At 75.8% G+C, this 18,192-nt stretch carries 14 protein-coding genes; 5 read left to right on the top strand and 9 right to left on the bottom strand.

Going from position 1 to position 18,192, the window contains the following annotated elements:
- Window positions 1-22 precede the first annotated feature (22 nt).
- The gene (locus FBY24_RS19375) at window positions 23-655 is read left to right on the top strand and encodes a TetR/AcrR family transcriptional regulator (protein WP_142158612.1); all 633 of its coding nucleotides are present in this window, start codon (window positions 23-25) and stop codon (window positions 653-655) included.
- Between the two features lie 102 nt (window positions 656-757).
- Here FBY24_RS19375 and FBY24_RS05015 read toward each other — a convergent pair whose 3' ends face one another.
- The 4 genes from FBY24_RS05015 to FBY24_RS05000 all read right to left on the bottom strand — a co-directional run bounded on the left by FBY24_RS05015 (window position 758) and on the right by FBY24_RS05000 (window position 6,145).
- Window positions 758-2,464: an ABC transporter ATP-binding protein gene (locus FBY24_RS05015; RefSeq protein ID WP_142158609.1), complete on the bottom strand. Its 1,707-nt coding sequence runs from the start codon at window positions 2,462-2,464 to the stop codon at window positions 758-760.
- Window positions 2,461-3,420 (bottom strand): ABC transporter permease, encoded by a 960-nt coding sequence (locus FBY24_RS05010; protein WP_142158607.1) that lies wholly within the window; start codon window positions 3,418-3,420, stop codon window positions 2,461-2,463. Before FBY24_RS05010 ends, FBY24_RS05015 begins: the two co-directional genes overlap by 4 nt.
- Window positions 3,413-4,339 (bottom strand): ABC transporter permease, encoded by a 927-nt coding sequence (locus tag FBY24_RS05005; protein WP_142158605.1) that lies wholly within the window; start codon window positions 4,337-4,339, stop codon window positions 3,413-3,415. The genes FBY24_RS05010 and FBY24_RS05005 overlap by 8 nt, the downstream gene beginning before the upstream one ends.
- 174 nt (window positions 4,340-4,513) lie before the next feature.
- A complete protein-coding gene (locus FBY24_RS05000; protein WP_142158603.1) occupies window positions 4,514-6,145 on the bottom strand; it encodes an ABC transporter substrate-binding protein in 1,632 nt (543 codons plus the stop codon).
- A gap of 379 nt (window positions 6,146-6,524) precedes the next feature.
- Between FBY24_RS05000 and FBY24_RS04995 the strand changes: the two genes are divergently transcribed.
- Both FBY24_RS04995 and FBY24_RS04990 read left to right on the top strand, forming a co-directional pair.
- Window positions 6,525-8,009, top strand: a complete 1,485-nt coding sequence (locus FBY24_RS04995) for a glycoside hydrolase family 43 protein (RefSeq protein WP_142158601.1) — start codon at window positions 6,525-6,527, stop codon at window positions 8,007-8,009.
- Between the two features lie 113 nt (window positions 8,010-8,122).
- Window positions 8,123-10,030: a sigma-70 family RNA polymerase sigma factor gene (locus FBY24_RS04990; protein ID WP_142158598.1), complete on the top strand. Its 1,908-nt coding sequence runs from the start codon at window positions 8,123-8,125 to the stop codon at window positions 10,028-10,030.
- 85 nt (window positions 10,031-10,115) lie between these two features.
- Here FBY24_RS04990 and FBY24_RS04985 read toward each other — a convergent pair whose 3' ends face one another.
- Window positions 10,116-12,287, bottom strand: a complete 2,172-nt coding sequence (locus tag FBY24_RS04985; protein ID WP_142158596.1) for an MMPL family transporter — start codon at window positions 12,285-12,287, stop codon at window positions 10,116-10,118.
- 185 nt (window positions 12,288-12,472) lie between these two features.
- Here FBY24_RS04985 and FBY24_RS04980 point away from each other — a divergent pair, with 185 nt between their 5' ends.
- Entirely contained in the window at window positions 12,473-12,892 is a 420-nt protein-coding gene (locus FBY24_RS04980; RefSeq protein WP_142158595.1) for a hypothetical protein, read from the top strand.
- 19 nt (window positions 12,893-12,911) lie between these two features.
- Here the strand turns inward: FBY24_RS04980 and FBY24_RS04975 are convergent, their stop codons facing one another.
- The 3 genes from FBY24_RS04975 to FBY24_RS04965 are packed head-to-tail and all read right to left on the bottom strand — an operon-like array spanning window position 12,912 to window position 16,622.
- Window positions 12,912-14,261 carry a hypothetical protein gene (locus FBY24_RS04975; RefSeq protein ID WP_142158592.1) on the bottom strand — a complete coding sequence of 450 codons (1,350 nt, stop codon included), beginning with the start codon at window positions 14,259-14,261 and terminating at the stop codon, window positions 12,912-12,914.
- Window positions 14,262-14,269: 8 nt separating this feature from the next.
- Window positions 14,270-14,851 (bottom strand): sugar O-acetyltransferase, encoded by a 582-nt coding sequence (locus FBY24_RS04970; RefSeq protein ID WP_142158590.1) that lies wholly within the window; start codon window positions 14,849-14,851, stop codon window positions 14,270-14,272.
- A gap of 46 nt (window positions 14,852-14,897) precedes the next feature.
- Window positions 14,898-16,622: a sodium:proton antiporter gene (locus FBY24_RS04965; RefSeq protein ID WP_142158588.1), complete on the bottom strand. Its 1,725-nt coding sequence runs from the start codon at window positions 16,620-16,622 to the stop codon at window positions 14,898-14,900.
- Between the two features lie 195 nt (window positions 16,623-16,817).
- Between FBY24_RS04965 and FBY24_RS04960 the strand changes: the two genes are divergently transcribed.
- Window positions 16,818-17,117 carry a YtxH domain-containing protein gene (locus FBY24_RS04960; RefSeq protein ID WP_186343254.1) on the top strand — a complete coding sequence of 100 codons (300 nt, stop codon included), beginning with the start codon at window positions 16,818-16,820 and terminating at the stop codon, window positions 17,115-17,117.
- 30 nt (window positions 17,118-17,147) lie between these two features.
- On the opposite strand, the gene FBY24_RS04955 is transcribed toward FBY24_RS04960, so the two are convergent.
- Complete coding sequence (locus tag FBY24_RS04955) at window positions 17,148-18,185, bottom strand: phosphotransferase family protein (RefSeq protein WP_142158586.1); 1,038 nt, start codon at window positions 18,183-18,185, stop codon at window positions 17,148-17,150.
- Window positions 18,186-18,192: the final 7 nt, after the last annotated feature.

Genomic DNA, 18,192 nt, shown 5'->3' with positions numbered 1-18,192 from the left:
CGGACCGACGCAGACCGACGACGTGCCGACGACCCCCCCGGGTGGCACCCGGCGCGCGCGACCCCCGCGGCGCAACGCCCGCGGCGCGGCCACAGCGGCCCGGGTCGAGCGGGCCGCGGTGCTCCTGGTCGAGGAGCACGGCCTCCCGGCGGTGACCGTCGCGCGCATCTGCGCTGCGGCGGGCGTGAGCGAGCGGACGTTCTTCCACCACTTCGCCACCAAGGAGGACGCGATCCTCGGCTCGGCCGTCCCCTCGGTCGACGAGCAGGCGGCTCGGGAGTGGCTGGCCGACCCGCAGGCCCGCCTGCTCACCGGTGTCCTGGGGGTCGTCGGCCTCCCCGACGTCGACGGCGAGCCCGAGGTCCGGTCCGCCCGCCTGCGGGCCGTCGCCGCCTCCCCGGAGCTCCTGCTGGGGCAGGCTCAGCGCCTGGCGCCCCTCGAGGCCGAGGTCCGGGGGCTCATCGAGCTCAAGCTCGCGTCGCTCGGGGTGCCGGCCGAGCGACGACCGGCCACCGCGGCGGCGGTCGCCACCCTGGCTGCGGCGCTGCTGCACCGCGGGGCGCTGGCGGTGGCAGCCGGCGAGGCCGTCGACCCCCGCGACGAGGCGCGCTCCGTGGTCGCCCTGCTCGGCGACCTCGGGGACCGGCTGTTCTGACGGCACTGCGCCCGGCGCCCTCCCGGTGCCGGGCTCTCGTGCACCGGACGACGGACGCCCGGCCCCTCCGGGTGGAGGGGCCGGGCGTCCGACGTCGGGCGGTCAGGCCCCGGGCGTCGGGACCGTCAGGCTCGCGCCGGGGATGGCGGAGAGCAGGTCGCGCGTGTACTGCTCGCGCGGGTGGTCGAACACCTCGTCGGTCGACGCGTGCTCGACGACCTTGCCGTCGCGCATCACGACGACCGCGTCGGCGATCTGCCGCACCACCGCGAGGTCGTGCGTGATGAACAGGTACGCGAGACCGAGGTCGCGCTGCAGGTCGGCGAGCAGGTCGAGGATCTGCGCCTGCACGAGCACGTCGAGGGCGGAGACGGCCTCGTCGAGCACCACGACCTCGGGCTGCAGCGCCAGCGCCCGCGCGATGGCCACGCGCTGGCGCTGCCCGCCGGACAGCTCGTTGGGGAACCGCCGCATCGTGCTGTGCGGCAGCGCCACCATGTCGAGCAGCTGGCGCACGCGCTTCTCCCGCGACCGGGGCGTGCCCACGCGGTGCACGCGCAGCGGCTCGGTCAGGGTGCGGAAGATCGAGTACTGCGGGTCCAGCGACCCGTACGGGTTCTGGAACACCGGCTGGATGCGCCGGCGCAGGGCCAGCTGGTCGCGCCGGCCGGTGCGGGCGATGTCGACGCCGTCGAACGTGACGGAGCCCGACGTCGGCTCCAGCAGCCCGAGCACCATGTTCGCCGCGGTGGACTTGCCCGACCCGGACTCCCCGACGAGGGCCAGCGTGCGGCCCTTGCCGAGCGTGAAGCTCACGTTGTCCACCGCGGTGAGGTCCTTGGCGCCCCGGCCCCGCATCGTGAAGACCTTCGTCAGGTCCTTCGCCACGATGATGTCGCCGCCGCCGGCCGCCCCCGAGCCCCCGTGGCGGGCCAGGAGCTCGTCAGCCGTCCGGCCGTGCTCGTGCGCGACCTGGATGCGCCGCGACGCCAGCGACGGCGCGGACGCGATGAGCCGACGCGTGTACGGGTGCTGCGGCTCGGTGAGGATCTGCCGGGCCGGGCCGGACTCGACGACCTGCCCGCGGTACATCACCACGACGTGCTCGGCGCGCTCGGCGGCGAGGCCCAGGTCGTGGGTGATGAAGAGGACGGCCGTACCGAGCTCCTGCGTGAGCGTGTCGAGGTGGTCCAGGATCTGCCGCTGCACGGTGACGTCCAGGGCGGACGTCGGCTCGTCGGCGACGAGCAGCTGCGGGCGAGACGCCAGGCCGATCGCGATGAGCGCCCGCTGACGCATACCGCCGGAGAACTCGTGCGGGTACTGCTTCGCGCGACGCTCCGCGTCCGGCAGGCCCGCCTCGGTGAGCAGCTCGGCGACCCGGCGCTGCCGGTCGGCGCGGCCGCCGCGGAACCCGTTGGCGCGCAGCGCCTCCTCGACCTGCGTGCCGACGCGCCACACGGGGTTGAGGTTGGACATCGGGTCCTGCGGGACGAGGCCGATCTGCGCACCGCGCAGCGCCTCGACCTCGGTGCGGGGCAGGCCGACGAGCTCGCGCCCGGCGAACCGGATCGAGCCGCCGGTGACCTTCCCGGTGCCGGGCAGCAGGTCGATGATCGCGTGCGCGGTCGTCGACTTTCCGGAGCCGGACTCGCCGACGATCGCGACCGACTGGCCCGGGTACACCGTGAGGTCCGCGCCGCGGACGGCGTGCACGGGTCCGGCGGCGGTGCTGAACGACACCTCGAGCCCACGGATCTCGAGCAGCGGCTCGGGCTGACCGGGGTGGCGGGGGGCGGTGGCGCTCATCGGGTGCGTGCCTTCGGGTCGAGGGCGTCGCGCACGACGTCGCCCATCATGATGAAGCCGAGCACTGTCAGGGCGAGCGCGCCGGCGGGGAACAGGAGGATCTCCGGGTTGGTGCGGATCGCGACCTGCCCCTGCGAGATGTCGCCGCCCCACGAGACGGTCGACGGCGGCAGCCCGATCCCCAGGAAGCTCAGCGTGGCCTCCGCGACGATGAAGGTGCCCAGGGCGACGGTCGCGTAGACGATGATCGGCGCGGCGGCGTTCGGCAGCACGTGCCGGAAGAGGATCGCGGTCCGCCCCATGCCCAGCGAGCGGGCGGCGGTCACGAACTCGTTGTTCTTCACCGACATGACGGTGCCGCGCGCGATCCGGGCGATCGACGTCCAGCCGAACGACGCGAGCACGATCGCGACGGTCAGCGCCGTGCGCTGCGTCGACAGGCTCATGATGACGATGGCCGCGAGGACCAGCGGGATGGCGAAGAAGATGTCGGTCAGGCGCGACAGCAGGGTGTCGGCCCAGCCGCCGACGTAGCCGGCGACCGCACCGAGGAGCGTGCCGACCACCACGACGATCGCGGTGGTGAGGACGCCGACGGTCACGGACGCGCGCGCGCCGTGGACCGTGCGGGAGTAGATGTCGCAGCCCTGCCGGTCGAAGCCGAACGGGTGGCCCCCGCGCGGCGCCCCCAGGGCGTCCGCCAGGGAGCACGTGCGCGGGTCGATCGCGCTGAACAGGGTGGGGAACGACGCGACGAGCAGGACCAGCAGGATGAGCGTGGCGGAGACCCAGAAGAGGGGCTTGCGGCGCACGTCGTGCCAGGCGTCGGACCAGAACCCCGACGGGGCGGCGGTCGTGGTCAGCGCGTCGACCGCGCCGAGGTCGCGCTCGGCCGGGCGGGCGTAGTGCTCCTGCCCGGGCAGCGGGGTGGTGCGGGGGCGGGGGGTCTCAGGCATATCGGATCCTCGGGTCCAGCGCGGCGTACAGCAGGTCGACCAGCAGGTTGGCCGCGATGTACACGAGCACGAGCACGGTGGTCAGGGAGACGACGGTCGCGTTCTCGCCGCGGGTGATCGCCTCGTAGAGCGTGCCGCCGACGCCGCGGATGTTGAAGATGCCCTCGGTCACGATCGCACCGCCCATGAGTGCGCCGATGTCGGCGCCGAGGAACGTCACGACGGGGATGAGCGAGTTGCGCAGCACGTGGCGGCTCGTGACCTGGGACCGCGAGAGCCCCTTGGCGCGGGCGGTCCGCACGAAGTCGGCGGACAGGTTCTCCTGCACGGACGTGCGGGTCAGCCGCAGCACGTACGCGAACGACGTCGCCGCCAGCACCATGGCCGGCATGAGCAGGCTGACGACGTCGGGGTCGCGGCCCGCGGTGATGGGCAGCCACCCGAGGTTGACGCCCACGACGATCTGCATGACGAAGCCGATGACGAACGTCGGCACGGCGATCACGAGGAGGCTGAGCACCAGCACGGTCGAGTCGAAGAACCCGCCCTTGCGCAGGCCGGCCCAGAGGCCGAACCCGATCCCGAAGACGGCCTCGATGACGAGCGCCATCAGCGCGAGCTGGAACGTCACGGGCAGGGCCTGCGCGATGACCTCGGCCACCTCGCGCCCGCTGAACGTCACCCCGAAGTCGAGGGTGAAGATGCCCTTGAGGTAGAGCAGGTACTGCACGAGGAACGGCTCGTCGAGGTGGAACTCGGCGCGGATCTGCTCCTGCACCGCCTCGGGGAGGCCGCGCTCGCCGCCCAGCGCGGCCACGGGGTCGCCGGGGCGCAGGAACACGAGCGCGTAGAGCAGGAGCGTCGCTCCGAGGAAGACCGGGATGACCTGCAGGAGTCTGCGGCCGATGTACCAACGCATGCCAGGGTGTCGCTTTCGTCGTCCAGTCCGGGTGCTGCGGCGAGCGTGCAGGTGGCGCTGCCGCGGACGCGGGTGCGGGCGGGTCCCCGTGTGGAGGGTTCCCGCCCGCGCCCGTGCCGTCGTGCGTCCGCCGGTGGGCGGGGCCTCGTCGGCCCCGCCCACCGGCGGTGAAGGTCACTCGGACTTGGTGATCGAGTACAGGATCGGGTCGGAGTCCCACCCGAACTGCACGTTGTCGACCGTGTCCGCCCAGCCGCCGGTGGCGTTGTTGTACCACAGCGGGATGCCCGGGAGGTTCTCGAAGAGGATCGTCTCGGCGTCCATGTACAGCGCGACGGCCTCGGCCTGCGACGGCGCGCCCGCGGCGGCCTTGAGGGTCTCGTCGAACGCGGCGTTCGACCACTGGCCGTCGTTCGAGCCGGCCCCGGTGCCGTAGATCGGGCCGAGGAAGTTGCTCATCGCGGGGTAGTCCGCCTGCCAGCCCGACCGGAACAGGCCGGGGACGGTGCCGGAGTCACGGGCGTCGAGGAACTCGTCGAAGGTCGGGTACGGGAAGAACTCGCACTCGATCTCCAGGTTGGTGCGGATGCCGTTGCAGACCGCGTCGATCCAGGTCTGGTGGTCCGAGTCGGCGTTGGACGCGATCTGGAGCTTGTAGTCGCCGCCGACCGGGGAGATCTCCTCGGCCTGCGCCCACAGCTCGGCGGCCTTGTCCGCGTCGAACTGGAGCACGTCGTTGCCCGTGATCTCCTCGTTCCAGCCGTCGATGACCGGCGACGTGTAGTCGGTCGCGGGGGTCCGCGAGCCGGCGAAGATCGTCGCGGTGATCTCGAGGCGGTTGATCGCGTGCGAGATCGCCTCGCGGCGCAGGAGGCCGGCCTCGCCCTGGAACTCGGGCAGCCACTCGGGCACCGTCAGGGTCTGGATGACCGCGGCCGGCTGGTTCGCCGACCGGCCGTCGAGCTCGCTCTCGAACGTGGCGAACGCCGAGGCGGGCACGTTCTTGATGACGTCGAGCTGGCCGCCGAGCAGGTCGTTGTACGCGGAGTCCTCGTCGGTGTAGGCGAGGAGCTCGACGCCGCCGTTCTGCGGCACGCGGCTGCCGGCGTACTCCGGGTTGGGCGCGAGCGTGATGACCGCGTCGTGCTCCCACGACTCGAGCACGTACGGGCCGTTGCCGACGGGGGCCTCGCCGAACGCGGCCGGGTCCTCGAAGAAGGACTCGGGCAGCGGGAAGAAGGCGGAGTAGCCCAGGCGCAGCGGGAAGTCCGACTCGGGCTGGTTCAGCGTGACGACGAGGGTGCTCTCGTCCTGCACCGTCAGGCCGCCGGCCTCGATGAGGGAGGTGTTCGCGTCGTAGGAGAAGCCCTTGATGGGCTCGAAGAAGTACGAGAGGTTCTGCGCGTTGTCCAGCGCGGCCCCGTAGTCCCAGGCGCGGGCGAAGCTGTCCGCCGTGACGGCGGTGCCGTCGGAGAACGTCCAGCCGTCGGCGATCGTGATCGTCCAGGTGATGTTGTCCTCGGAGCTGATCGACTCGGCGACCTCGTTGTGCATGGCGCCGTCGGCGTCGTAGTACACGAGGCCGGCGAAGAGGCTCTGGACGACGGACGAGCCGTAGGTCTCGTTCGTCATCGTCGGGATCAGCGGGTTCTGGGGCTCGCCGTTGCTGACCGTGACGATCCCGGTGCTGGGGCCGGTGGTCGCCTCGTCCTCCGTGGCGGCGTCGGTCCCCGACGCGCACGCGGCGAGGGCGAGGGCGCCGGCGAGCCCGAGGGCTGTCAGCCGGGCGGAGCGCGCGAACTTCATGTGTACCTCCGGTGCGAGGCGGCACGAGGGGGTGTGCCGCCGTCGGACGCGCACCCGCCCCGTCTCAGGGGCCGGTGCGGCGGGATCCGCGATGTGGACCGCCAGAGACTATGGCTGCGATTTCGCCGCGACCGGCCGGAGTTACCGATTCGGGACGGACACTTAACAGGCCCGAAACCTGAGGACCGGTCTCGTTACACACGCTGTGCGGCTCCTCACACGGGGGCCGGACGCGGCAAGGTACCCGACCGTCAGCCGGTGCGCGAGGCGCCGTCCGGGTGGTTCGTGCGGCCCGGAGAGCGACCCCGCGCGGCCGTCCGAGCGACCCGGAGAAGGGGAGCCGGCACCGCGGCCGGACACCCGGTGGCATGCTCGGCGCATGGCAGCGCAGCCCCGGTCCGACGTCCTCCCCGCCACGCGGCTGCCGGTGCGGCCGCTGCTGGCCGGGTACCACCCCGACCCGACGGTCTGCCGGGTCGGCAGCACCTTCGTCCTCGCGTGCTCCAGCTTCGAGCACGCGCCCGGCGTCCCGCTCTTCCGGTCGGGGGACCTCGTGACGTGGGAGCCCGTCGGGCACGCGCTGACGCGCCCGGAGCAGCTGCGGCTGGACGGCGTGGGCCCCTCCGGCGGGATCTACGCCCCCACCCTGCGCCACCACGACGGCCGGTTCTGGCTCGTCACCACGAACGTCTCCGACGGTCCCGGCCACCTGCTCGTCACGGCCGACGACGCCGCCGGCCCGTGGTCCGCGCCCGTGCGGATCCCCGGGGCCGGCGGCATCGACCCGGACCTCGCCTGGGACGACGACGGCACCTGCTACCTCACCTGGTCCGACGCGGGCATCCGTCAGGCCGTGCTCGACCCCGCGACCGGCCGGCTGCTGACCGAGCCGCGCCTGCTGTGGTCCGGCGCCGGCGGGAAGGACGTCGAGGGGCCGCACCTGCACCGGGTCGACGGCCGCTGGTACCTGCTGGCCGCCGAGGGCGGCACCGCCCAGGGGCACGCGGTCGTGGTCGCCCGCTCCGACGCGCCCGACGGCCCCTACGAGGGGTGGGCCGGCAACCCCGTGCTCACCGCCCGCGGCACCGCGAGCCCCGTGCAGAGCACCGGGCACGCCGACCTGGTGCGCCGTCCCGACGGCACGTGGGCGATGGTCTTCCTCGGCGTGCGGCCGGCCGGGTCGTTCCCGGGCTGGCACGTCCTGGGGCGCGAGACGTTCGCGGTCGACGTCGCGTGGGTCGACGGGTGGCCGCACCCGACGACGCCCGTGCAGCCGGCCGCAGTGCCGCGGGTCGTGGTGGGGCTGGACGCCGACGGTCCCGGGCCGTCCTGGGTCGGTGCGGGCGTGTTCCCCGCCGACGTGCTGCACCGGGCCGACGGCCGCTGGGTCCTCGCCGGGCGGGGGCCGCGCACGTTCGTCGGCGTGCGGCAGGAGCGCACCGCGACCACCACCCGGGCCCGCGTCGACGCGTCGGCGGGCGTCGGCGGGCTCGAGCTGCGGATCGACCCGCGGCACGCGCTGACGCTCGAGGTCGACGGCGGCCGGGTGCGGGCGGTCGCCCGGATCGGGTCGGTCACGGCGGTCCTCGGCGAGGCCCCGCACACCCCGGCCACGGTCCTCGAGATCGACGTGCACCCCTCACCGGCACCCGTCCACAGCCGCGAGCACGGGCCCGACGAGGTCGTCGCCGCCGTCGACGGACCCGAGGGTCGGGTCGTGCTGGGCACCCTCGACGGGCGGTACCTGTCGACGGAGGTGGCCGGCGGGTTCACGGGCAGGACCGTCGGCCTGGTGCGCGAGCGTGGCGAGCTCGCCGTCCTGGCGTTCGAGCACGTGGGGCACGCGGAGCCGGACCCCGCGTAGAACCGGTCGCCACGTTCTGGTTATCCGCGCGCTCCCCGGCCGTCTCCTGGTGCGTGGCCGTCGTGCGCGGCGGCCCGTGCGATCCTCGACGCCCACGCAGGAGGTCCGATCCCATGGCGTTCTCGACCGACACCGCGACGGTGCTGGCAGCCCGTGCCGGCGACCCCGACGCCGTCGACCGGCTCGTGGCCGGCAGCCTCCCGCTCGTCTACTCGATCGTCGGGCGGGCGCTGCGCGGGCACGCCGACGTCGACGACGTCGTGCAGGACACGATGCTGCGGGTGCTGCGCGGCATCGGCGAGCTGCGCGACCCGGCGGCGTACCGGTCGTGGCTCGCCGCGATCACGGTGCGCCAGGTGCGCGAGCGCTCGCGGGCGCAGGCGACCGCGCCCCGCGGGCTGCCGGCCGAGGAGCCCGGCGACCCCGGCGCCGACTTCGCCGACGTGACCATCGCCCGTCTGGAGCTGACGGGGCAGCGGCGCGAGGTCGCGCAGGCCACGCGGTGGCTCGACGAGGAGAACCGCGAGCTGCTGTCGCTGTGGTGGCTCGAGGCCTCGGGGCACCTGACGCGCGACGAGGTCGTGCGCGCGACGGGCGCGTCCCGCGCGCACACGGCGGTGCGCGTGCAGCGCATGAAGGGCCGGCTCGACCAGGCGCGCACGGTGGTGCGGGCGCTCGCCGCCTCGCCGCGGTGCCCGGGCCTGGAGGAGGTGACGGCCGGGTGGGACGGCCGGCCGGACGCGCTGTGGCGCAAGCGGGTGGCCCGTCACGTGCGCGGGTGCGCCGGCTGCGCGGACGCCGGCACGGGCCTCGTCGCGGCCGAGCGGCTGCTCGGCGGGCTCGCCCTGGTGCCGTGGCCGCAGGCGCTCGGCGCGGCCGGGGCGCACCTCGCCGGGGCGGGCGCAGCGGCGTCGACGGGTGCGGCGTCCCCCGGTGCCGCGTCCTCCGCCACGGTGGGCGCGTCGTCGTCCGCGCCCGGCGTCGCGACCGCGGCGGGCCTCGCGATCGGCAAGAAGACCCTGGTGGCCGTGCTCGCGGCGGCCCTGGTCACCGGTGGAGGTGCCGCGGTGGCGGTGCAGCGCGGGCAGGATCGTCCGCCGCAGGCGGTGGCGTCGTCCACGCCGACGCCACGCCCGACGGCCTCGCCCACCCCCCGCCGGACCTCGACGTCCGTCGTCGCCACGCCGACGCCGACGCCCACCCCGTCCCCGACGCCGGAGCCGACGCCCACCCCCACCCCGGACCCGTCCCCGACGCCCGCGCCCGCCCCGGTCGTGGCCGCGGCTGCGTCGGCGAAGAAGGGCGTCGCGACGTGGCAGTGGGACGGCGTCGCGGGCGCGCTGCAGGACGTCGGCGCCGGCTGGTTCTACAACTGGTCGCCGACGGACGACACCATGCCCGCGCCCGAGGGCGTGGAGTTCGTGCCGATGATCTGGGGCCGCGACCACGTCACGGACGCGACGCTCGCGCAGGCGGCCGCGGAGGGCGACGTGCTGCTGGGCTTCAACGAGCCCGACCTCGGCGAGCAGTCGGCGATGAGCGTCGAGGAGGCGCTGGAGGCGTGGCCGCGCCTGGAGGCGACCGGCCTGCGGCTGGGCAGCCCGGCGGTCGCGTGGGGCGCCGACACGCCCGGCGGCTGGCTCGACCGGTTCATGTCGGGTGCGCAGGAGCAGGGGCTGCGCGTCGACTTCGTGACGCTGCACTGGTACGGCTCGGACTTCTCGCCCGCGGCCGTCGACCAGCTGCTCGCGTACGTCGACGCGGTGCACGCCCGCTACGGGCTGCCGGTGTGGGTCACCGAGTACGGGCTGATCGACTTCGCCGGCGGCCCGGCGTACCCGACGGGCGACCAGCTCGCGACGTTCGTCGAGGGCACGACGGCCGGGTTCGAGCAGCGCGCCCACGTGGAGCGGTACGCGTGGTTCGGGCTCCCCGCGGTCGGCGACTCGGCCGCGTACGGCCTGTACACGGACGCCTCGACGCCGACGCAGGCGGGCCGGGCCTACCGCGCCGCCGGCTGACCCCGCGCCGACCCCTCCCCCCGGCCGGAGGACAGGTGCCGTCCGCCACGGGTCGCGGCGGACGGCACCTGCCCGCGGGCAGCGGTCAGGGTGCGGGGACCGGGACGGCGGTCGGGACCGTCGGCGTCGGGGCGGGGCCCTCGACGGACAGGTGCGGCGTGATGCGGTCCGCCCACCGCGGGTACCACCAGGTGGCGCGGCCCAGGAGGTGCATGAGGGCCGGCACGAGCGCCATCCGCACCACGAACGCGTCGACCAGCACCGCGATCGCGAGCCCCATCCCGATCGACGACACGATCCGCTCGGGCGTCAGGCCGAAGGACGCGAAGACGCTGAGCATGATCGCGGCGGCCGCCGCGACGACCCGGCCCGTCTCGGCCACGCCGACCCGCACGGCGCGGGCGTGGTCGCGGGTGCGCACCCACTCCTCGTGCATCCGTGAGACGAGGAAGACCTGGTAGTCCATCGACAGCCCGAACATCACGCCGACGACGATGACCGGGACGATGTACATCACCGGTGCCGCGGACCCCACGCCGAGCAGCTCGCTGCCCCAGCCCCACTGGTAGATCGCGGTCACGGCGCCGAGGCCCACCGCCAGCGTCACGAGGTTCGTCACGGCGCCCACCAGCGGCACCAGGACGCTGCGGAACGCGACGGCCAGCAGCACGAACCCGAGCAGGGCCACCAGGCCGAGGTACAGGGGGAGGCGGCCCATCAGGGCGGCCGACAGGTCGTGGCTGGTGGCGGCCGCCCCGCCGACGTGGACCTCGAGCGCCGTGCCCGCAGCGGCGGCGGGCACGAGGTCGTCGCGCAGGGCGAGCACCAGGTCCTCCGTCTCGACGGTCTGCGCGCTCGTCGTGGGGACGACGCCGGCCACGGCGACCGTCTGACCGTCCTGCACGGGGGCGGCCCGGACGGCGGCGACGCCCGGCTCCTCGGCGACCTGCGCGACGAGCGCCTCGAACGCCCGGGCGGACGCCGCGTCGGGCGTCCGGGCGGCCAGCACGAGCGGTGCGTCGACGCCGGCCCCGAAGGCGGGGGTCATGAGGTCGGCGTAGGTGCGGCTCGGCGACCCGACCGGGTCGCTCGACGCGTCGGGGTCCCCGACCCGCAGCGACAGGGCGGGCACGGCGAGCGCGACGAGCAGCACGAGGGCACCGGCCACGACGCGGCGCGGGGCCCGCTGCAGGGCGACGGCCCAGCGGGCGGAGACGGGCGTGCGCCCGGGGCGGTGGTCGGTGGCGACCTCGCCGGCGGCGAGCGCGGCCCGCTGCCGGCGCGAGAGCACCCGGTGGCCGAGCACGCCCAGCAGCGCGGGCAGCAGGGTGACCGCGGCGGCCACGGTGAAGGCGACCGTCACGGCGGCGGCCTGGCCCATGCCGGTGAGCACGCCGAGGCCGACGACGGCCATGCCCAGCAGCGCCACCACCACGGTGAGGCCGGCGAAGACGACGGCCCGGCCCGACGTCGTGACGGCCTGGGCCACGGCCTCCTCGACGTCCGCACCGGCCAGCAGCGCCTTGCGGTGCCGGTTCACGATGAACAGGGCGTAGTCGATGCCGACGCCCAGGCCGACCAGGGCGGCCATGGTCAGCGACGTCGAGTCGAGGTCGACCACGTGGGACGCGAGCGTCACGACGAGCAGCGACGCGACGACCCCGACGACGCCGGTGAGGACGGGCAGGGTCGCGGCCCAGCCGGAGCGCAGCACGAGCAGCAGGATCACGAGGGCCGCGAGCAGCCCGATCACCTCGGTGCCGTGCGACGGCTCGGGCAGCTCGCTGAACCCCTGCCCGCCGACGGCGACGTCGAGGTCGGCGGGTGCCGCGGCCTCGACGACGTCGCGCACCTGCTGCACGTCCACGTCGTCGGTGACGGCGACGGTCGCGAACGCGGTGCGCTCGACGGCGTTCACCTGCGCGGCGCCCTCGGGCGCGTAGGGCGAGGTGACCGACTCCACGCCCGGGACCGCCGCGACCTGCGCGAGCAGCGTGGCGATCTCGTCCTGGACACCCGGGGCGTCGACCGGACCGGTGGAGCGCCACACGACGGTGCCGTCGGTGGTGGACGAGGAGGCGCCGGCCTCCTCGAGGAGCGCGTACGCGCGGGCGGAGTCGGAGTCCGGCAGCGTCTGCGCGGTCCGGAAGGACGCACCGAGGCTCAGGGTGGCGGCGGCGAGGCCGAGGATCGCGAGGACCCACCCGGCGAGGACGAGCCGGCGGTGCTGGTGGCACCAACGGGCGAGAGCGGACATGGCAGGGACCTTTCGCAGCAGGGATCGACCGCGACCAGGCTCCGTCGGCGGGGGGTGCCGCGTCGTCGGCCGGACGCAGCGACCTGCCTGCTGCGTCCGCAGCAGGGACCTCGCGCCGTGCGGACGACGACGTCGCCGCGGCGCCCGGCCACGCTGGGGCCGTCGTCGACGCCGAGGAGGCCACCGTGAGCACGAGCCTGCAGATCCCTGCCCCGCAGCGGGACGCCGTGGTGCACCAGCTGCACCCCGACCGCGCGGGCACCCTGGCGGTGACCGCCGACGCGTGGGGCGTGGTGCACGCCCGGCGCTGGGTCGTGGCCCGCGCCCGGCTGCTGGGTGCCCCGCCCGCGGCGCTGCTGCGGCTGCGCCTGCTCGCCGTGGTGCTGCTGCGCGACGCCGCCGGGGGTGCGCGGGCGGGGTCGGTGCTGTACGTGGGTCTCGACGTCCACGGCGGGACCGTCCGACTGACGGTCGAGGACCCGGCGAGCCGGGTGCTGCCCTCGCCGCGGGCGCTGCGGGCTCTGCGCCGCGCGGACGTGTGGGGCGTCGAGCGCGTCGGCGTGCCGGGCCGTCGCGTGTGGTGCGAGCTCGAGCCCGACTCCTGACCTGCCGTCGGGCCGGGTGTCAGACGAGCTCGGGCCAGCACCAGCCCGCGAGGTGGGCCAGGGCCTTGGCGGGGTGCCGCTCGGCGCCCGTCGCGGGCGGGAGCGGCGACGCCGGGGCAGCCGTGCCCTGCGCGATCCGCCGCACGTGCGGGGTGCGGTCGAGGGAGTGCACCCACGCGTGCCAGCGCCCGTCGCGGCGCGGCTGCGCGCGCAGGTCGACGTCCGCCGCCGCGGGGAACGCGTCGTGCACGCCGGCGAGCATCTCGACCTGCGCGTAGGGCCGCCCGCCCGCGACGTCGGTGGCGGCCACCCGGCACGTGACCCACCGGTCGCCCGGGACCCGCACGGCCCACACGTCGCCCACGGCGGGCGGCCCGTCGCCGACGGACCGCGGGACGGCGGTGGTGCGCCCCGTCCGGTCCAGGGCCCGCAGCCGGGCGGGCAGCGCACCGACGACGGTCGCGCCGCGTGCCGGCTCGGGCGTCGGGCGCGGGCCGTCGAGGTCCACGTCGCCCGTGGCGAACCCCGTGAAGACGTGCTCCAGCACGTCCTCGCGCAGCCCGTCGGAGGACGACCACCAGGCCAGCGGCGCCTGCACCTCGACGCGCACGCTCGGCCGCCGGTCGCGCTCGGCGTAGTCGGACCAGCGCACGGCCAGGCCGGGGTGCGCCGTCGGGGCGACCGCGCCGACCAGCGCGAGCTCCTCGAGCACCGCCCCGTAGGCGTGCGGCGCCGACGTGTCGAGCAGCCGGGCGCGTGTCAGTGCCGTGCGGGCCGCGGCGTACCGGGTGCCGGGCGGCAGGGCGCGCAGCACGGTGAGGACCGCGCGCAGCGTCCACCGGTCGTGCTCGGTGGGCTCGGGCCGGGGCAGGTCGGCGAGGCCGGCCAGGGCCAGGGCGTGCTCGGGCACGGCCCCGTCGATCGGCGCACCCCCGCCCAGGCGCAGCACGTGCTCGGCGGTCGCGGCCAGGGCGCCCTCCGCGGCGGCGCCGCACACCCGGCACGGGCTGCCGGACGGGTACGGGTCGTACGCGTGCCCGGGCAGCGTCGTCGCGAGCAGGTGGCCGGTCAGCGCGCTGCGCCACGTCCACGGCGCCGACCACAGCCCGGCCGTCCACGCGGCCGCGGCGCCCGGCAGGTCCCAGGTGCGTCCCGCGTCCCGCAGCGCGGCGAGCGCGCCGTCGTGGGTGTACCGGTGGACGGCGTCGTGGGGGTGCCCCGCCGCGGCGAGCACGTCGGCGTCCGCGCGCGTCGCGTCGGTGACATCGGGCAGCCGCAGCCCCGAGCCCGGGTCGTGCGCGGTGCGCCGCTCGACGCGCCGCCACCGGGCCATCACCTCGGTCGCGTCGGCCCGCGGGTCGCCGTCCACGGCGCGGCTCAGATGCTCTCGCGGACGACGCGCGCGGGGTTGCCCACCGCGACGACGTTCGCCGGCAGGTCGCGCACGACCACCGACCCGGCGCCGACGACCGTGTTGTCACCGATGGTGACGCCCGGGCACACGATCACGCCGCCGCCGAGCCACACGTTGTCGCCGAGGGTGATGGGCTGGGCCGCCTCGAGCTTGTCGCGCCGCGGCTGCGGGTCGACCGGGTGCGTCGGGGTCAGCAGCTGCACGTTCGGGCCGATCTGGCAGTCCGCGCCGATGGTGATGTCCGCGACGTCGAGGGCCGTGAGGTGGAAGTTGACGAACGTGCGCGCCCCGATGCGGATGCGCGAGCCGTAGTCGACGCGCAGCGGCGGGCGGACCACGACGTCGTCGCCGACCTCGCCGAGCAGCTCGACGAGCAGCGGGCGCGCCGCGGCCGGGTCGGCGAGGAACGCCCGGTGGTACGCGTCCGACAGGCGCAGGGCCCGCTGGAACGCCGCCTCGATCGCCGGGTCGTCCGCCACGTAGAGGTCGCCGGCGAGCATCCGCTCGTGGTTCGTGCGCGGGTCGCCCGCGAAGTAGTCGGCCATGGGCGGTGACGCTACCGACGCGCGCCCACCTCCGGGCCGCGGCACGTCACGGACCGCGCATCTCCAGGCCGATCTGCACGGCGTCGACCTCGTCCAGCGCCCGGTCGAGGGCCGCGGACGAGTGCACCCCGCGGTCCCGCAGGCGCAGCAGCTCGGCACGCTGGGCCTGCACGAGCTCGACCATCAGCTGGTGGACCTGCGCGCGGACCGGCGCGGCGTCCTCGTCGTCCATGGCGGCGTCGACCGCGGCCAGCCCGGCCCGGGCGCGGTCGAGCACGCCCGTGTCGTACGGGCGACCGTCGGGGCGGACCAGGGCGGGGTCCTGCAGGTGGGCGAGCGCGGCGTCGCGGACCTCGGCGCGCAGCGCGACCAGGGCGGCGGCGTCGTCGTCGGCCCGGGCGCCGAGCCCGAGGCGACGCACGAGCCACGGCAGCGTGGCGCCCTGCACGAGCAGCGTCCCCGCCGCGACGACGAAGGCGACCAGCACCAGCAGGGAGCGCTGCGGGGTGTCCGACGGCAGCGACTGCGCGGCGGCGAGCGTCACGGCGCCGCGCATGCCGGCCCACACGAGCAGCGCGGCCTCCCGCGGCCCGAACGCCTCGGCCGTGAGGTAGTCGATGTCGGCGAGCCGCCGCCGCACGCGGCGCCCGACGGCCTCGACGCGCTCAGGGCTGGGGCTCGCGCCCGCCCGGGGGCGCCCGCCCGGCACCACGGGCACGTCGCCGGCGTCGAGCCGCTCCTGGGCCTGCGTGAGCCAGTCGCGCATCTCGGGGATGCGCCGGGCGCGTCGGGCGAGCTCCCAGACCGACGCCCCCACGAAGAGCGACCGCACGACGACGACGATCGTCGCGGTCAGCACCCCGTACCCGAGGGCCACCCACAGGCTGCCGTGGGCGTCGCGCACGTCCTCCACGAGGCCGAAGAGCTGCACGCCCATGAGCAGGAACACCGCGCTCTCGAGCAGCAGCTCGAGGGTGCGCCAGACGGCGCGCTCGGTCACGCGGTCCTGCGCGCTCAGGGCGGTGTGCGCCGCGCGGCCCGTCACCAGGCCCGCGGTCACGGCCGCGACCAGCCCCGACGCCCCGAGGTGCTCCGCGGGCAGGTACGCGACGAAGGGCACGACGAACGAGATCGCGACGGTCGAGGTGGTCTGGGTGATGTGCGCGCGCGCCCAGACGTGCAGGCGCCCGACCACGTAGCCCACGGCCACGGCCGCGGCGACGGCGAAGAGGAAGTCCCCGCCGACCTCCAGCAGGCCGACGGTCCCGGCGGTCGCGACGACGGCTGAACGCAGGAGCACGAGGGCCGACGCGTCGTTGAGCAGCGACTCGCCCTCGAGCACGGTCACGATCCGCGGCGAGACCCCGGCCTTGCGCACGACGGACGTGGCGACGGCGTCGGTGGGCGAGACGACCGCACCGATCGCGATCCCGGTGGCCAGCCCGATGCCGGGGACCACGGCGTCGAGCACGAACCCGACGGCCAGCGCGGAGGTCACCACGAGCAGGACGGAGAAGGCCGAGACCGTCCGCAGGTCGCGGCGCAGCTCCATGGTGGGGATCGTCGCGGCCGACGAGTACAGCAGCGGCGGCAGGACCACCCCGAGCACGATCTCCGGGTCCACCTCGACGGCCGGGACGAACGGCAGGAAGCTCACGGCCGTGCCGAGCAGCAGGAGCAGCAGCGGTGCGGCCACGCCCACCCGCGGCGCGAAGGACGTGACGGCGACGGTCGCGAGCACGGCCAGAACCCCGGCCACCAGCAGCTCCATGGGTGCCTCCCTCCCGGTGCTCCCGGCCGGTCGGGTGCCCGCCGGCCCGCGTCGAACCTACGCCGCGTGCCCGTGCGGACACGTCCGGGCGCGCCTACGCTCGGTGCCTGCGGCGGCGTCGAGCACGGTGCGCCGCCCCACCCCCTCCGCACGTCCGGTCCCGGTCGTGCGGTCACGAGCACACCCGGAGGTCCCATGAAGGGCAAGGCAGCGTTCGTCGTCGGCGCCGGTGTCGGCTACCTGCTGGGCACGCCCGCGGGGCGCGAGCAGCTCGCGCGCGTCAAGGGCTGGGCCGCGGACGTGTGGGCCGACCCGCGCGTGCAGGGCTACGTCAGGGACGCGGAGGAGAAGGCGTCGCAGGTCGCGCGCACGCAGGGCGTCGCGCTCAAGGACAAGGCCGTCGCCGCGGCGAGGGCACGGTTCACGGACGGGACGTCCACCACCTGGCAGCGGCCGGCGGACCCGGCCGACGCGGACCCCGCGGCCCGGATCTGACGGGTCGGGCCGGACGCGCCGGACCGCGGCTCAGCGCAGCGCGGCCAGCTCGTCGAACGCCCACGCCCACGTCCGCTCGGCCGTGCGGCGGCACCACGCGACGGCCTCGGGCGCGTAGCCCCGCGGGGCGCCCTCCACGCGCAGCACGAGGGCGGTGTGGAGGCGGTACAGCAGCATCCGGGTGCGCGCGGCGTCGCTCGTCGTGTCGAGCGGCGCGACGCCCGCGTACCCGGCCAGCACGTCGGCCGACGGCGGGCCGAGGGTCCACGGGTCGGCGCCGACGAGCTCGAGCAGCGGGTCGGCCCACAGGGCGCGCTCGGCGTCGATCACGCCGGTGAGCGCCCCCGTGGCGGGGTCGACGAACACGTTGCCGGGCCACAGGTCGCCGTGCACGAGGACCGGGCGCGTGACGGCGGCGAGCGCGTCGTGGTGCGCGGCGAGGGCGGCCCGCACCGCGTCCGCGGGCACGGTCACGTCCCACGCCCGCGCGTCGGCGAGGATCGCCCCGACGACGCGCCCGAACGCCTCCGGCCAGGTGCGCCCGTGCAGCCGCGTGCCGGGTGGGTCGGCGGGGCCGCCGGCGGCCTCGACGGCGCCGAGGTACCCGAACGCGGGCCCGTCGACCGCGTGCAGGTGGGCCATCACGGCGCCGAGCTCGCGACGCAGCCGAGCGGTGCGGGCGTCGTCGGGCGGGAGGTCGGCCTCGGCCCAGGGCACGCCGGGCAGGTGCGCGGCGACCACGACGTCGCCCGGCAGCACCGTCCGGGTCAGGTCGGTGGCCAGCAGCGCGGGGGTGCGCACCCCGGGGTGCCCGGCGGCCAGCGCGTACACGCGGGCCTCGGTCCGGACGAGGTCGTGCTCGTAGGTCATGAGCCGGGTGGCGTCGGTGGGGGCGGTCTTGACCACGACGCGCGTGCCGTCGGCGAGGCGGGCGCGGTAGGTGGTCGCGAACGTCCCGCCGGTGAGGCGCTCCGCGTGCTCGAGCGTGCCCAGCGGCGCGAGGACGCGACGCAGCCGGTCGACGGTGCGGGGGTCGACGGTGCCGGGGTCGGTGGCGACGGTGCTCACGGCCGCC

Source organism: Cellulomonas sp. SLBN-39, from assembly GCF_006715865.1.
Lineage (GTDB): Bacteria > Actinomycetota > Actinomycetes > Actinomycetales > Cellulomonadaceae > Cellulomonas.
Note: the sequence above shows the minus strand (reverse complement) of the source record. Positions and strands in the feature narration are given on the sequence as shown.

What these genes read in the sequence shown, in the direction of transcription:
- FBY24_RS05015 (WP_142158609.1), bottom strand. Translation starts at nt 2,464, where the DNA reads ATGAGCGCCACCGCCCCCCGCCACCCCGGTCAGCCCGAGCCGCTGCTC.
- FBY24_RS05010 (WP_142158607.1), bottom strand. Translation starts at nt 3,420, where the DNA reads ATGCCTGAGACCCCCCGCCCCCGCACCACCCCGCTGCCCGGGCAGGAG.
- FBY24_RS05005 (WP_142158605.1), bottom strand. Translation starts at nt 4,339, where the DNA reads ATGCGTTGGTACATCGGCCGCAGACTCCTGCAGGTCATCCCGGTCTTC.
- FBY24_RS05000 (WP_142158603.1), bottom strand. Translation starts at nt 6,145, where the DNA reads ATGAAGTTCGCGCGCTCCGCCCGGCTGACAGCCCTCGGGCTCGCCGGC.
- FBY24_RS04995 (WP_142158601.1), top strand. Translation starts at nt 6,525, where the DNA reads ATGGCAGCGCAGCCCCGGTCCGACGTCCTCCCCGCCACGCGGCTGCCG.
- FBY24_RS04990 (WP_142158598.1), top strand. Translation starts at nt 8,123, where the DNA reads ATGGCGTTCTCGACCGACACCGCGACGGTGCTGGCAGCCCGTGCCGGC.
- FBY24_RS04985 (WP_142158596.1), bottom strand. Translation starts at nt 12,287, where the DNA reads ATGTCCGCTCTCGCCCGTTGGTGCCACCAGCACCGCCGGCTCGTCCTC.
- FBY24_RS04970 (WP_142158590.1), bottom strand. Translation starts at nt 14,851, where the DNA reads ATGGCCGACTACTTCGCGGGCGACCCGCGCACGAACCACGAGCGGATG.
- FBY24_RS04965 (WP_142158588.1), bottom strand. Translation starts at nt 16,622, where the DNA reads ATGGAGCTGCTGGTGGCCGGGGTTCTGGCCGTGCTCGCGACCGTCGCC.
- FBY24_RS04960 (WP_186343254.1), top strand. Translation starts at nt 16,818, where the DNA reads ATGAAGGGCAAGGCAGCGTTCGTCGTCGGCGCCGGTGTCGGCTACCTG.